The organism is Pantoea sp. Lu_F5_004 (assembly GCF_051136245.1).
Taxonomy (GTDB): Bacteria; Pseudomonadota; Gammaproteobacteria; order Enterobacterales; family Enterobacteriaceae; genus Pantoea; species Pantoea agglomerans.
The window spans coordinates 316,446-329,810 of the sequence record NZ_CP194946.1; the positions used below are offsets into that span (position 1 = coordinate 316,446).

A 13,365-nucleotide genomic window follows, 5' to 3' on the forward strand; every position below is an offset into this window, starting at 1 on the left:
TTCAGTGAAAAACGGCTTCAGTTGTCTGGCTGCCGCTTCGCTAATTAATTGATTTTAAGAAATTTCACCCGAAATTAAACAGGCGAGAGTGTGGATTCGGTCACATACTTCAATTTTCAGGCCAATAAGTGGATCGCCATGTTTAAATTTGTTAAGTCGGTCTTTGCCAGTCCCGAGAAGTTTTTGCAGATCATGACCCGTCAGGATATCAACGATTCTATCGCTGAAGGTGAGCGCATCATTATTGATGAAAACGGCAATATCTCGGTCAACACGCTGAGCGAGGAAGTCCATGAAGATTTTGCCCGCCACGTGAATACGTTAAAGGGAGTGTGAGGTGGGTACCGCAATATTTATGGTGTTGATGGTCAGTGGTTACTGGTACACCAGCCGTGATTTGAACAGCCGCTTTAAAATCCGTCGTTCGTCGGGCTGGGATGTCTATTTCCTGGTCGCGCTTTACGGTTGTATTTTCGTCCTGCAGGGTGTGTTCGCGACCGGCATCGTCTGGTTACTGCTGCTCTGTATCTCCGGCATCGCCAACGCTGTCCAGATGATCCCCGGCGTTCATCTGAAGTGGCAGGTGGAGTTTATGAACTGGAGCTTCCTGGGCATCCAGGCTCCGGTGGTGATCATGCTCGCCTTTGCCATTCTGCTCTGTCTCTATCGCTCAAACTGGGCAGGCAGCGCACGACTGAACGTCTCCGGTCGTAAAGACCTCTATCAGCGACTGTCACGCTCCAATGGCGTGGAGCAATTATTGTTTCAGTGTATGGAAGAGGGCGAACTGGCGTGGATTACGCTGAAGTCGCGCCGCATCTACATCGGCATGGTTCATGCTTCAACCTTTGAATATGAGAGCACCAAAAACATCGTGCTGATCCCGATGCTGAGCGGATATCGCGACAGCAAGACGCTGAAGCTGGCGGTGGAACATAACTACAGCAAATGGTACGCCGAGCATGGCATCACGCTCGACTCGAAACCCAAAGATGCGATGTCGTTCCGTAAAGTGATCATGGTTGACCAGATTGAGAGTCTGTCACTGTTCGATCCGGCCAGCGCCACGGCGCTTTCGATGGGACATCCGCAGGAAGTGGAGAAGAGTCAGGGTAATGAAGATGGCGACAGCCCGGACGATGAAAGCCGGGATACCGCGGGTTAATCGAGCCCAATCTGTTTCCCTTAATGACAGGCTTCACCAGGGGAAACAGATTCCACCTCACACCATATTTTCCGCCGTAAACAGCCGAAAGGCCACTTTGCCCGCCTGATAGACATCTGGTTGATAGCCGGTTTCGAGATGACTCAGCATCAGATCAATCGCTAAACGGGCATGCTGCTGAGCATGCTGATCCAGGGTAAAGGCCACTTCATCGTTCAGCAGTAGCTGGCGGGTGACATCATAAAGCTCATGGGTGATGTAGGTGCATTTACCCAGTAACTGGTGGGCGCGCAGGGTGTCGCTGACATCACTATTCCCCATGCCGGTGTTATAGACCCCTGCAATCGCCTGCGACGGACGCAGATGGCGGGCCAGCTCACTGCGGATGGTCTCCCGCTGATCCTGACCCGACAGCACTTCACGCAGATGACGCTGCGGCGCGCGTTGCTCCATGGCCTCACGGAATCCCGCGATACGCTGACGATGGGCGCGGTAATCAAAACGGCCACTGACCATCATAATGTCGCCGGGCTGATTCACTGTCTTACTCATCAGCAGTCCGGCTGTGCGTCCCGCCTGATACTGGTCGATGCCGACATGACACAAGCGGTCGGCATCGGGCAGATCGGTGACGATGGTGATTACCGGCACATTGCGGCTGCGGCACAGCGCCAGTGCCCGATAGATGGGCGGCGAGTCATGCGCAAAAACAATGATGCCGTCGCGGTTGCTGCTGCGGGCGATAATGCTTTGCGCCAGCTGCTCAGGCTGCGCTTCGGCCACAAGGGTTTTGTGCAGTTTCAGGCGGCGATAGCCAAGCTGACTGGCAACCTCACTGAAATGGGTGGTGAGCTGCTGAAAAAAGGATGAGCCGTTATTGCTGAGGAACACCTCAATCTGCCACGGATGCTGGTACTCCTCTGGCAGCAGACGCTTCAGCCCCACTTCGCGTGCGGCTTTCAGGACTTTACGGCTGGTCTCCAGGGAGACGCCGCCGCGCTCATTCAGCACCCTATCGACCGTCGCAATCCCGACGCCTGCCATTTTTGCCACCACCTCTAAGGTGAGCTTTTTCATTCAGACTCCATGCGAAAATGGCAAATTGACTGCTGCCTGCCAGACTGTTTATCTCTTCTAACCGGTTAAAAGTAAAAGATAAAGCGATTTAATGATGGAAAGCCATCAACAGCGCTACGCCGTGGGGTTTTACCTGCAGTGCGGTCGCCCGACTAAACAGCACAACTGGCCGCTGCCTGGGCGGATTTACCGTTAAGCTTGTGACGAGACAATCAACGAGGAATAAATATGGCTCAGCAAAAAGAGGTTCTGATTATTGGTGCTTCACGCGGTATCGGTCTGGCGGTGGCGCAGGCCTTTGCCGGAGAGGGCTGGCAGGTTACGGCCACGCATCGCAGTGGCATCCCGGAGCAGGGTAACCGGCCAGACATTCACTGGCATTCGCTGGATATGACTCACTCATCAGCGGTTCAACAGTTTGCCAGCCAGCTCAGTGGCAAATCGTTCGATGCGATTCTGATTAACGCCGGAATTTCCGGGCCTGCGCACCAGAAGGTGTCACAGAGTGACGATCAGGCGCTGGCGCAGCTGTTCCTGACCAATGCGATCGCCCCGGTTCGCAGTGCAGAGATCCTGTTGCCGCTGCTGAAACAGGAAGGCGTGCTGGCGCTGACCTCATCCCAGCTCGGCAGCCTGAATGAAAATCCGGAGGCGCAGATGCCGATTTACTCGGCCAGCAAAGCCGCACTGAATATGCTGAGCCGCACGCTGACTCCGGCAGTGGAAGCGCAGAGCGGGACGCTGCTGACGCTGCATCCCGGCTGGGTGAAAACGGATATGGGCGGCGAGAGTGCGCCCCTGACGGCAGAAGAGAGTGCCGCCGGTATCGTCCAGCAGCTGATCCAGTGGCGCGGTCGCGGTGGTCATCACTACGTCGATTACGCCGGCCAGCAACTGCAGTGGTAGCCTGAAGCGGGGCGGTTACGCCCCGATGTCACGCAGCGCTTTACCCTTCATCAGATTGCGTTCAATGTGCTCCAGCGTCACATGTTTGGTCTCGGGTACCAGCATCAGCGTCAGCACGATAAACACCAGGTTGAGCGCGCCGTAGAACCAGAAGGTGTTAGCATTACCCAGCTGATCCAGCATGGTCAGGAAGGTGGCGCCAACAATCATATTGCCGACCCAGTTAGTGGTGGTTGAGGCGGTAATGCCGAAATCACGTCCTTTCAGCGGCTGAATCTCTGAACAGAGCAGCCAGATCACCGGTCCGGCAGCCATCGCAAAGCCGACGATAAACATCAGCAGCATCGCGACAGCAAAGTATTTGCGGAAATCTGTTTCAACGCCGATGTGCAACAGCGTTCCCAGCACGCCCATGCCAACCGCCATCACCAGAAAACTGGTGGTAAGCATCGGCTTGCGACCCCAGCGATCGACAAAGAAGATCGCAATCAGCGTGGCCAGCATATTGACCAGCCCGACAATCACCGTGCCCCACATCTGCTCGCTGGTGCTGGAGAAGCCGGCGATGTTGAAGATTTTAGGCGCGTAATACATCACCACATTCATGCCGGTAAACTGCTGCATAACCTGTAGCAACATACCCAGCCACACCGCGCAGCGGAAATTGCCATTAGAACGGAACAGCGACCAGCCGCGCTGCTTCACCTGCAGGCTTTCCCGGATCTCTTCCAGCTCCTCCCGGGCCTGCTCGCTGCTGTTACGCAGCCGATCCAGCACCCGCTGCGCCTCGTTAAAGCGTCCGTGCGCCGCCAGCCAGCGCGGACTGTTGGGCAGAAACAGCACGCCGATAAACAGGATCACCGCCGGAATGGCGATCACACCGAGCATCCCGCGCCAGTTACCGCTGTAGCTGAACGCGGTGTCGGAGAGATAGGCCACGACAATGCCGGTGGTCAGCATCAGCTGGTACATCGAAATCATTGAGCCACGAATACGTTCAGGCGCAATCTCCGCCAGATAGAGTGGCGCGGTGTAAGAGGCGATTCCCACCGCCAGACCCAGCATCACGCGGGCACAGACCAGCGACTCCACATCCGGTGAGAAGGCCGACCACAGCGAGCCAATGACAAACAGCGTCGCGCCCGCCAGCATACTTTTCTTCCGTCCCAGCTTTGATGACATCCAGCCCGCCGCCAGTGCGCCCAGCGCCGCGCCAAACATCATCGAACTCACTACCCACTCCTGCTGATGGTTAGTGATCTGCAAATCCTTCGCCAGAAACGGCAAGGCACCTGCAATGACGCCGATATCCAGACCAAACAGCAGGCCGGACAGCGCAGCCATAAAACAGACGAACCAGGTAAAGCGGTTCTGTTGATTTCCCGATTTTTTTGCCGCAACCATGCGAGTCTCCTTGCGGGGGGGCAGTGTCAATATTGTTAATGTTATGTAAACATAGCTGATGCCAGTGTGGGGGCGATCACACTTCTGGCTATAACCGGTGTCACACAGCATTGCCGCGATAAGAAAGCAAAAGAGATCAGCGGGTTGGTTCAGGAAAGGAAAGCCGCGGCCGGGGCACGATTACACAAAACAGGGCGCGTCAGGTCAGGTTTTGCAACTGCCCGCCTGCGGCATTACACTGCCGCTTTACTGCTATTGATTGAAGGTGCTTATGTCTGAACCTTTCCAGCGTCAGCCGCTGCCTCTGCCGGGCGGTCATAAAAAAGTCCTGCTGCACTCCTGTTGCGCACCCTGCTCGGGTGAGGTGATGGAAGCGATGCTGGCATCCGGCATTGAATACACGATCTATTTCTACAACCCGAATATTCATCCGCTCAAAGAGTATGAGTTGCGTAAAGAGGAGAATATTCGCTTTGCTGAAAAATTTGGTGTGCCGTTTATTGATGCGGACTATGACCGGGATAACTGGTTTGAGCGGGCGCGCGGCCTGGAGTGGTCACCGGAACGGGGTGAACGCTGCACCATGTGCTTTGATATGCGCTTTGAACGTACGGCACTCTATGCCCATGAGAACGGCTTTCCGGTGATGACCAGTTGCCTGGGGATTTCGCGCTGGAAAGATATGAAGCAAATTAACAGCTGCGGAGTCCGCGCAGCGGCGGCGTATCCGGATCTGATGTACTGGGATTTTAACTGGCGTAAAGGCGGCGGGTCGTCGCGCATGATTGAAATCAGCAAGCGCGAGAGTTTCTATCAGCAGGAATATTGTGGCTGTGTCTATTCACTGCGCGACACCAATCGTCATCGCGTCACCCAGGGACGTGAGCGTATTCAGATTGGTGTGCAATATTATCAGCCGGATGAATCCTGATTAACCTATATCGCGGAAAGCGTCTGTCGGCGCATATCCGCGCGCTGAGCGCGTAACAGGCCGGACTGTTACGCCACAGCTCTGCTTTATGCTTTCCGCCCGACCGTAACTGCACAGCGCACAGGGATCATCAACGTCGTCCAGCTGCTGCTTTGCCTCGTCCTTCATCAGACGTTTACGGCAGACGCTCGGCGTGCAGCCCATAATCTGCTTAAAAGATCGGGTAAAAGATTGCTGGCTTTCAAAATGGTATTTCAGCGCCAGGCTGATGATGGGCGTGCGGCTGTTTTTTAAATCATGAACGCTGGCGTTAAGCTTTTTCTTACGAATATATCGCGCCAGGGTTTCATTATGATAACGGGCAAAAAGTTTCTGTAAATACCACTTAGAGTAACCCGCCTTTTCTGCAATATCATCAACGCTTAAACGCTGATCCAGATTATTATTAATCCACTCAGTGATAGAGACGATCACGCTTTCGTTATATTTATTTTCGTTCATAGAACCCCCTGTTTGATTTAAGAAGATTCTAAAATATTTATCTTAATGTGCTTATTCTTTGCGTAAAGATTTTTCAGGATTTTAATCGTTATCTCTGAAGATATTCATTTGAGGGGCTGTTATTAATAAAAAAGATGAATTGTGATTAATCTGTTGGTAATTGTGGGTGAATGAATAAGTGATTCCGCGGGACAGTAATCAAAACGAGGTGTGGGTCCGCAGCCAGACTCACGGTTTACCCTGCCGGAGACTCTGTAATCACGGCTATAGCACGGCACATCAATAGATTTTTGGCTGTGACATGCCAGGCTTACGGCTCACCTTTAACCTGGAGACCCCCCGGATGAGCCCGACATACGCGCTGAAAAAACCGCTTGCCGCCTTGCTCACCTCGCTGGCGTTATTTGCTCATGCACCTGCCAGTGCCGCTGGTGTGTATGGCGAACAGCTGGAAGGATTTCAATACCCCTATCCGTTGCAGCATTTTGATTTTAAATCCCAGCAGCAACCGCTGAGTATGGGCTATATGGATGTGAAACCGGCGCAACGGGCCAACGGCGAAACCGTGGTGCTGATGCACGGTAAAAACTTCTGTGGCGCGACCTGGGAAGCGACCATTCGCGCACTCAGTCAGCAGGGATATCGCGTGATCGCGCCCGACCAGATTGGCTTCTGCAGCTCGACCAAGCCAGCCAGTTACCAGTACAGTTTTCAGCAGCTGGCAGATAACACCCATCAGCTGCTCGCCCGGCTGGGTGTGAAGAAGGCGGTGATTATGGGTCACTCCACTGGCGGAATGCTGGCAACACGTTATGCGCTGATGTACCCGGAACAGACACAGAAGCTGGTGCTGGTTAACCCGATCGGGCTGGAGGACTGGAAAGCCAAAGGCGCACCGTGGCGATCCGTGGATCAGTGGTATCAGCGCGAACTCAAACTCAGCGCAGAGGGCATTAAGAAGTATGAGCAGCAGACCTACTATGTCGGTCGCTGGAAACCCGAATATGACAAGTGGGTTGATATGCTGGCCGGACTCAACAGTGGGCCGGGCCACGAGAAGGTGGCATGGAACTCCGCCTTAATCTACGACATGATCTTCACGCAGCCCGTATTTTATGAATTCGGCGATCTGAAAGTGCCCACCACGCTGATGATCGGCACCTCCGACACGACTGCCATCGGCAGTGATATCGCCCCGGCAGAGGTGAAAGCCCGGCTGGGTGATTACGCGGTACTGGGGAAAGAGGTCGCAAAACGCATTCCGGGGGCGCGCTTAATCGAATTCCCCGGTATGGGACACGCGCCGCAAATGGAAGAACCGGCAAAATTTAACCAGACGCTGCTCGACGATCTGGCGCGTCCCTGAACCGTCAGGCGCTGCGGCGCCTGACCTTAGATCGCCACGCGTTTCTGCTTTTTACTGAGGTACATCTGCTCATCGCTGTCGTGCAGCAACTGCTCCAGCGATTGCGGGTGCGCCGCGTCAAACTCCACGACGCCGGACGAGAATTGCAGGCGATAACGGCGGTTCAGACTGACTGATTGCTGTTGCAGATAATGGTCAAACTGCATGAGCAGCGCTTCGCTCTGCTGCTGCTGCAGACCATTAAACAGCACCACAAACTCATCGCCGCCCAGACGGGCAAACAGATCCGAATGCTTGAACACCACTTTCATCGCATCGGCAAAGTCCATCAGCGCGCGGTCGCCTTCGCGGTGGCCCAGCGTGTCATTAATCTGCTTAAATTTGTCGAGATCGAGAAAGGTCAAAGAGGCGGGCCGTTTTTTCAGCCGGCACTCGTTCAGCACCATCTGTCCCAGCGTCATAAAGCCGCGACGATTAGTGATCTGCGTCAGTTCATCACAGGTGGCAGTCTGAAAGGCGACCAGTTCCGCTTCGGCCATGGCGGCCAGGTCGCGCATCGTGGCCTGATCCTCTTCATTAAACTGACGCGGTTCACGACCAATGATACAGAGGGTACCCATTTTAGCGCCGCCCGGTGCCCGCAGCGGACAGCCGGCATAAAAGCGGATATGCGGTTCGCCGGTAACCAGCGGATTATCATAAAAACGTTCATCTTCTGCGGCATCTTCAACGATCATGATCTCATCCTGCAGGATGGCATGGCCGCAAAAGGAGATGTCGCGGGGTGATCCTGCGGGTTCATAGCCCTGAGCGGATTTAAACCACTGATGGTCAGCTTCCAGCAGGCTGACTAACGCGATAGGAACGTCATACAGGCGGCGCGCCAGACGGGTTAAACGATCGAAACGCTCTTCCGCTGGCGTGTTCATTATGTTCAGCGCACGCAACTGCGATAAACGTTGTGCCTCGTCGGCAGCGATTTCAGGTGCTTTCATCACAGAGCCCTTTGTTTTTTTAGCTCAAGCCAGGTTCTGGTGTTTGCCTTACGGCGAAGAAGAAGAGCGTGACATAGCCATCACGCTCTTTATAAGGAGGGGATCAGAGCACTTTTTGTTCGGCGAGATCAAGGGCGAAATAGCTGAAAATCAGGTCTGCACCTGCGCGTTTAATCGCACCGAGGCTTTCCAGCACCACATTGCGTTCATCAATGGCACCGGCCTGAGCGGCAAATTTGATCATCGCGTATTCACCACTCACCTGATAAGCCGCCAGCGGCAATTCGGTACGTTCACGGATATCACGCAGGATATCCAGATAGGCACCTGCCGGTTTCACCATCAGTGAATCCGCGCCTTGCGCCGCGTCGAGCAGCGATTCACGGATCGCTTCACGGCGATTCATCGGGTTCATCTGGTAGGTTTTACGGTCGCCTTTCAGCGCCGTTCCGGCCGCTTCACGGAACGGGCCGTAAAACGAGGAGGCGAATTTGGTGGAGTAGGACATGATGGCGGTCTGAGTGAAGCCCGCCGCGTCCAGTGCCCGGCGAATCGCCTCAACCTGACCATCCATCGCCGCTGACGGGGCGATGAAATCCGCACCGGCTGCGGCGGCAACGACGGCCTGCTTACCCAGGTTTTCCAGGGTTGCATCGTTATCGACGCCGTGATCACACAACACGCCACAGTGGCCATGGCTGGTGTATTCACAGAAGCAGGTGTCAGACATCACGATCATTTCTGGCACGGTCTCTTTGCAGATGCGGGACATACGTGCCACCAGACCGTTTTCGTTCCAGGCATCGCTGCCGGTGGCATCGGTGTGGTGCGAAATACCGAAGGTCATCACCGAGCGGATACCCGCTTTGGCGATGCGCTCAATTTCATAGGCGAGACGTTTTTCCGGAATACGCATCACGCCAGGCATCGCCTGAATCGCTTTGTAATCGTCGACTTCTTCTTCAACAAAGATGGGCAGAGCCAGATCGTTCAGGCTCAGGGAGGACTCCTGGAACATTTCACGCATTGAGGCGCTGGCGCGCAATCTTCTTGGGCGCTGGATAAGGGAATAATCAGACATTTTCATTCTTACGCAGGTGAAAAAAGTGACAACAGTTTACTCCCTTTGACCGCGAGGGATGAAGGTTTGTGTGCGGTAAGAGAGGGGGAAAAGAACTCTCCCGCCGGGCGGCGGGAGAGCAGAACGATTACTCGTTGATATCCGGATGCTGCTGCACCAGGTTTTTACGTTTCGCTTCCAGGCGGGAGATCTCTTCGTCGATATCTTCGATTTTGTGCTCGATGTTATCGTGATGTTCCTGCAGGATTTCGCGCGCTTCTTCCATATCAGAAGCCGCCGGTGTCGCGCCTTTCAGGGGCTTATTGGCAGTTTCTTTCATGTACAGCCCGGTAATCAGACCAATCACTGCCACCACCATCAGATAGTAGGCTGGCATGTAGAGGTTATTGGTCGTTTCTACCAGCCAGGCGGCCAGCGTTGGCGTCAGACCGGCAACCAGTACCGAGATGTTAAACGCACTGGCCAGCGCACTGTAGCGGATATGCGTTGGGAACATCGCAGGCAGTGAAGAGGCCATCACGCCAGTAAAGGCGTTGAGGATTACCGCCAGCAGCAGCAGACCACCAAAAATCAGTCCCAGTACACCACTGTTGATCATCATAAAGGCGGGAATCGCGAAGATCATCAGGGCGATACTGCCGATGATGACAAACGGACGACGGCCGAAACGGTCACTCATCATGCCGATCATCGGCTGGACAAACAGCATACCGATCATGATGGCGATGATAATCATCACACCGTGGTCTTCGCTGTAGTGCAGGTTATGTGACAGGTAGCTCGGCATGTACGTCAGCAACATGTAGTAGGTGACGTTAGTGGCGATAACCAGACCGACACAGGAGAGCAGGCTGCGCCAGTGTTTGGTCGCAATCTCTTTAAACGATACCTGTGGACCATCCTGCAGGCCTTCGCGGTCGCCCTGTTCCAGTTTGTCCACGTGCTGCTGGAATGCCGGAGTCTCTTCCAGCGCATGACGCAGGTAAAGACCGATAATTCCCAGCGGCAGCGCGACGAAGAACGGCAGACGCCAGCCCCACTCAAGGAAACTCTCTTCTCCGATAATGGAGGAAATCAGTACTACCAGGCCCGCACCGAGCACGAAGCCCGCAATCGAACCAAAGTCGAGCCAGCTTCCCATAAAGCCGCGTTTACGGTCAGGCGAATATTCGGCCACAAAGATTGAGGCACCGGTATATTCACCGCCCACCGAGAAGCCCTGAGCCATCTTCGCTAACAGCAGCAGAACAGGTGCCCAGATGCCGATGGAGGCGTAGGACGGTATCAGGCCGATACAGAAAGTACTGACCGACATGATGATGATGGTGATGGAGAGAATTTTCTGACGACCATATTTATCGCCAAGCATACCGAAGAACAGTCCACCCAGCGGGCGAATCAGGAAAGGAACAGAGAAAGTGGCGAGCGCCGCAATCATCTGAACGCCCGGCGAAACATCCGGGAAAAAGACTTTACCCAGCGCATAGGCCACAAAGCCGTAAACACCGAAGTCGAACCACTCCATCGCGTTGCCCAGAGAGGCCGCGGTGATGGCTTTACGTAAACGGGTATCATCGATGATAGTCACATCATCGATCCCAATTGGTTTTACACGCTTCCTACGCAATTTCATAGAATTACCCTGTATTGGAACACGAAAGTCCTCAACGGCGCGAGCCGGGTGTGAGTCGTTCAGACCGCTGCGTTGAGAAATTTAAGCATAGCCGTAAATAAGCACTGTTTATGCGCCGGCAGACACAATAATTACTGTTGTGATTATTGCGAACAGCGACAGAGTATACCGTTTTTGTGTGATATCTGTCATGTTTGGGCTACATCCGGCCTGTTTTTACAACAAATTGAGCTGTTTGCAACCGCAAAAAAATTATCACTGAGCGTGACGACCGCCGTTTTTTTCAGCAAATCAGGGGTAAAGAAGGGAAGTTACGGGCCAGGCTGGTACCGGAAGCGGCTATCCGCTGTGCATCACAGGGCGGAGAGCAGAAAGATGAGTGAATGTGGCTCGACTGGCGGTTCAGCTGCCATCTTCTCTGGTTCAGACGTCGGGTTCCTGCCGGGTCTGAAGAGCCGGCTCCCGTTCAATCGGCTGTTCGCCCCTATCGGTCAGCCAGGCAACCAGCGCCGTGTTGTCCATCGGGCGGGCATAATAATAGCCCTGGATATAGACCACACCGCGCCGTTGCAGATAGCTGAACTGTAAGGCGGTCTCAACGCCTTCTCCCAGCACTTCAAGCTCAAGCTCATGGCTGAGCTGGATAATCGCGTCCAGCACCGGCGTTCTGCCTTCAAGGGATTCAATAGCGTTGATAAAGCCGCGATCGATTTTCAGATAATCTATCGTGAAGGTCTGTAAATAGCTCAGCGAACAGTGACCGGTACCAAAATCATCAATCGCGACCTTCATGCCGCAACCACGTAACTGCTCCAGCTTGCGTGCCACCTCCGCGCCATCTTTGATCAGGCTGCGTTCGGTCAGCTCCAGGGTTATCAGGAACTGCTTATCTTTGATCCGTTCGGCAAACTGCAGCATATCGTCCACAAAATCAGGATGCTGCAGATGATCCGCCGCCACGTTAATGGCCAGGTGGAAATGGGGCTCAACCTGCCACGCCTGCACATCCTCTGCAATTAAATCGAGCAGATGGCGGGTCAGCGGCACAATCATACCTTCCGCTTCTGCTGCGCCGATAAAAATATCTGGCCGCACGCCTTTACCGTCGGGCGTTGTCCAGCGCAGCAGGGCTTCAGCGCCGCTGCAGCGTTGCAGCCGGTTGTCATAGACCGGCTGATAGTGCGCCCTGAACTGGCCGCTGGTGATGGCCCGGCGAATCTCATCGCGCCATGAAATACGCCGTTTCAGCCAGTTCGCCATCAGCATCATCAGCAGAATAGAGAAGATAGCGGCCATCGGCATGATGATAAACATCACCTGACGCCAGGCCGAGATCAGTTCGGAGGGTGAGGCAATGAGGGTGACAGAGAGCGGATAGCGGTGGGAGAGAGCCTGATAAATCATGGGTTCAAACCAGCTGGACGCGGCGATGTGCGGATCGCCAAACGAGATCGGCGCGCCGCCGCTGAACGTCATGCTGAAATGATAGAGATGGCTGCTGCTGATCGCGCGCATAAAATCGATCAGATACTGGCCATCGATCACTGCCCAGAATCCCTCGCCATCGGGCAGATCGCGCATAAAAATCACTGCCGGCCGATCCGGTACGCCCGTTGTTCCGGCAATTGACAGACTCCACCAGGCTTTTCCGGTAACCGGCGCGTCGCGCATGATCATATTTTTCAGCAGGCCTGGGCGTGAACCATACACCGACGAACAGGCGATGTGATCCTGCTCCATTTTACCAATCGCGCGGAAATAGGGGTTTAGCGAGCCAATGCGCTGCAGCTGGTTTTCAATCTGGCTGCAGGGCTGATGATGAAACTGGCGCAGCACGGTAATCATATCCCAGGCGCTGTCGCTCATTCTTTCAGCCTGAGATAGCAGCGTATTCGCCGCGGTTACCTGCTGCTGATGCACGGTGTGGCGCGCATCCAGGGCGGTGAAAAAAATGCCAATAATCAGAGGCAGCACGCCGGAAATAATAATCACCAGCCTGGCGTAGTCGCGTTTTCGTTTCAGTAGCGGCACCGCTGAATCCTCTGAGTATTATTGGTGTTATGCGGAGGTGCTGATCAGTGGCGCAGCATAGCATCTCTCCGGGCGGTGCAGATTAGCGTTTTTGCGATCAGGAGAACTGACTAAGGTCAATTATCGACCAGACATTGCATTTTTTGACAGGTTGTTTGGTTTTCATTGCTATGCAGCAAAACAATCAGGTGAAAACGGGTGGCAGGCAGGGCAGAAGGCCGATCCGCCGCAGCGGCCAGGAGAGACCCTGGCCCGTCACAGGGCGGGCGCAGGGC

Annotated in this window: 12 protein-coding genes; 5 read left to right on the top strand and 7 right to left on the bottom strand. The window is 54.4% G+C overall.

The features are described from left to right. Positions 1–138: 138 nt before the first annotated feature. Together ACR8BN_RS01470 and ACR8BN_RS01475 are read left to right on the top strand one after the other, a co-directional pair. The gene (locus tag ACR8BN_RS01470; protein ID WP_013359382.1) at positions 139–336 is read left to right on the top strand and encodes a hypothetical protein; all 198 of its coding nucleotides are present in this window, start codon (positions 139–141) and stop codon (positions 334–336) included. 1 nt (position 337) lies between these two features. Beyond that, positions 338–1,165, top strand: a complete 828-nt coding sequence (locus ACR8BN_RS01475; RefSeq protein WP_031593467.1) for a hypothetical protein — start codon at positions 338–340, stop codon at positions 1,163–1,165. Between the two features lie 57 nt (positions 1,166–1,222). Here the strand turns inward: ACR8BN_RS01475 and ACR8BN_RS01480 are convergent, their stop codons facing one another. Then, positions 1,223–2,242: a LacI family DNA-binding transcriptional regulator gene (locus ACR8BN_RS01480; protein ID WP_031593466.1), complete on the bottom strand. Its 1,020-nt coding sequence runs from the start codon at positions 2,240–2,242 to the stop codon at positions 1,223–1,225. A gap of 228 nt (positions 2,243–2,470) precedes the next feature. Between ACR8BN_RS01480 and ACR8BN_RS01485 the strand changes: the two genes are divergently transcribed. Continuing rightward, on the top strand, positions 2,471–3,148 hold the full coding sequence (locus ACR8BN_RS01485; protein ID WP_031593465.1) for an SDR family oxidoreductase: 678 nt from the start codon (positions 2,471–2,473) through the stop codon (positions 3,146–3,148). A gap of 15 nt (positions 3,149–3,163) precedes the next feature. Here the strand turns inward: ACR8BN_RS01485 and ACR8BN_RS01490 are convergent, their stop codons facing one another. After that, positions 3,164–4,552 (bottom strand): sugar porter family MFS transporter, encoded by a 1,389-nt coding sequence (locus ACR8BN_RS01490; RefSeq protein ID WP_434747281.1) that lies wholly within the window; start codon positions 4,550–4,552, stop codon positions 3,164–3,166. A 271-nt stretch (positions 4,553–4,823) separates the two neighbouring features. On the opposite strand from ACR8BN_RS01490, the gene ACR8BN_RS01495 reads away from it, so the two are divergent. After that, complete coding sequence (locus tag ACR8BN_RS01495) at positions 4,824–5,483, top strand: epoxyqueuosine reductase QueH (protein WP_022623997.1); 660 nt, start codon at positions 4,824–4,826, stop codon at positions 5,481–5,483. On the opposite strand, the gene ACR8BN_RS01500 is transcribed toward ACR8BN_RS01495, so the two are convergent. Next, positions 5,484–5,984, bottom strand: coding sequence for a helix-turn-helix domain-containing protein (locus tag ACR8BN_RS01500; protein WP_425023731.1), 501 nt, complete (start codon positions 5,982–5,984; stop codon positions 5,484–5,486). A 343-nt stretch (positions 5,985–6,327) separates the two neighbouring features. On the opposite strand from ACR8BN_RS01500, the gene ACR8BN_RS01505 reads away from it, so the two are divergent. Beyond that, positions 6,328–7,350: an alpha/beta fold hydrolase gene (locus ACR8BN_RS01505; protein WP_311977377.1), complete on the top strand. Its 1,023-nt coding sequence runs from the start codon at positions 6,328–6,330 to the stop codon at positions 7,348–7,350. Between the two features lie 26 nt (positions 7,351–7,376). On the opposite strand, the gene ACR8BN_RS01510 is transcribed toward ACR8BN_RS01505, so the two are convergent. The 4 genes from ACR8BN_RS01510 to ACR8BN_RS01525 form a co-directional block, all read right to left on the bottom strand. Beyond that, a complete protein-coding gene (locus ACR8BN_RS01510) occupies positions 7,377–8,345 on the bottom strand; it encodes a diguanylate cyclase (RefSeq protein ID WP_434747282.1) in 969 nt (322 codons plus the stop codon). A 103-nt stretch (positions 8,346–8,448) separates the two neighbouring features. Further along, entirely contained in the window at positions 8,449–9,426 is a 978-nt protein-coding gene (gene hemB, locus ACR8BN_RS01515) for a porphobilinogen synthase (RefSeq protein ID WP_031594159.1), read from the bottom strand. 127 nt (positions 9,427–9,553) lie between these two features. Then, a complete protein-coding gene (gene proP, locus ACR8BN_RS01520; RefSeq protein WP_031594158.1) occupies positions 9,554–11,059 on the bottom strand; it encodes a glycine betaine/L-proline transporter ProP in 1,506 nt (501 codons plus the stop codon). Between the two features lie 423 nt (positions 11,060–11,482). Continuing rightward, positions 11,483–13,090, bottom strand: a complete 1,608-nt coding sequence (locus tag ACR8BN_RS01525; protein WP_434747283.1) for an EAL domain-containing protein — start codon at positions 13,088–13,090, stop codon at positions 11,483–11,485. Between the last annotated feature and the right edge of the window lie 275 nt (positions 13,091–13,365).